Origin of the sequence: Methanoculleus sp. MH98A (assembly GCF_000691865.1) — an archaeon.
Taxonomy (GTDB): domain Archaea; phylum Halobacteriota; class Methanomicrobia; order Methanomicrobiales; family Methanoculleaceae; genus Methanoculleus.
In genome coordinates, this window is sequence record NZ_JMIO01000232.1 from 1 (window position 1) to 769 (window position 769).

Genomic DNA, 769 nt, shown 5'->3' on the forward strand with positions numbered 1-769 from the left:
TAGGCGCGACGGGGCTCTGCTGATTGCGGATATCCTGGAGGCTATCGGGCGTATCGAGGAGTATACCACAGGATACTCAAAGGAAGATTTCTTCCGGGACCAAAAGACCATCGATGCGGTGATCCGTAACCTCGAGATCATTGGAGAGGCATGCGGACAGGTTCCCGAACCGGTTCGGGCAGAATATCCCCAGATCCCATGGAAGAGGATCGTAGGGGTCAGAAATATCGTTATCCACCATTATTTCGGCGTCGACCTTGAGACCGTCTGGTTTATCATTAAGCGGCAAATTCCCGAACTCCGATCTCTTCTTGCGGCAACGGCTGACGAGATATACTCCGGAGACTAACCACGCATACCCGTTCCGGCACTCACACAGGCAGGGACATCCCGTATGAGGGGGAAACTATCCGGCAACACCATGCTGCTGCACCTTCTCCGGGCCCGGATTGCATCTCATGCGGGCAGGCCGGCAGATCGCCGGGGTAAGATCTCGATCACCCCCCCAGAGGCCGATGAGCTACACTATATACTATCCAATCATAACTCTACAGGCAGTGTTCTATCTGCATGAGCAATCCAATGGATTATAACAGAGGAAACAGAAATTTCGGCGGTCCCAGGAACTTCGGCGGCCCCCGTGAAATGACAAAGACCATCTGCTCGGACTGCGGTAAGGAGTGCGAAGTCCCCTTCAAGCCGACCGAAGGCAGACCTGTGTATTGCCAGGACTGCCTCCCGAAGCACAGAAAACCCCGGTTCTAAACCA

General features: G+C 54.4%; 2 protein-coding genes. Both read left to right on the forward strand.

The features are described 5' to 3' along the window. Positions 1-349, forward strand: a 349-nt coding sequence (locus EI28_RS12740; RefSeq protein ID WP_231476858.1) for a DUF86 domain-containing protein, incomplete at its 5' end; no start/stop codon positions are given. Positions 350-570: 221 nt separating this feature from the next. Continuing rightward, positions 571-765: a CxxC-x17-CxxC domain-containing protein gene (locus EI28_RS13785; RefSeq protein ID WP_054847721.1), complete on the forward strand. Its 195-nt coding sequence runs from the start codon at positions 571-573 to the stop codon at positions 763-765. Positions 766-769: the final 4 nt, after the last annotated feature.

What these genes read in the sequence shown, in the direction of transcription:
- EI28_RS13785 (WP_054847721.1), top strand. Translation starts at nt 571, where the DNA reads ATGAGCAATCCAATGGATTATAACAGAGGAAACAGAAATTTCGGCGGT.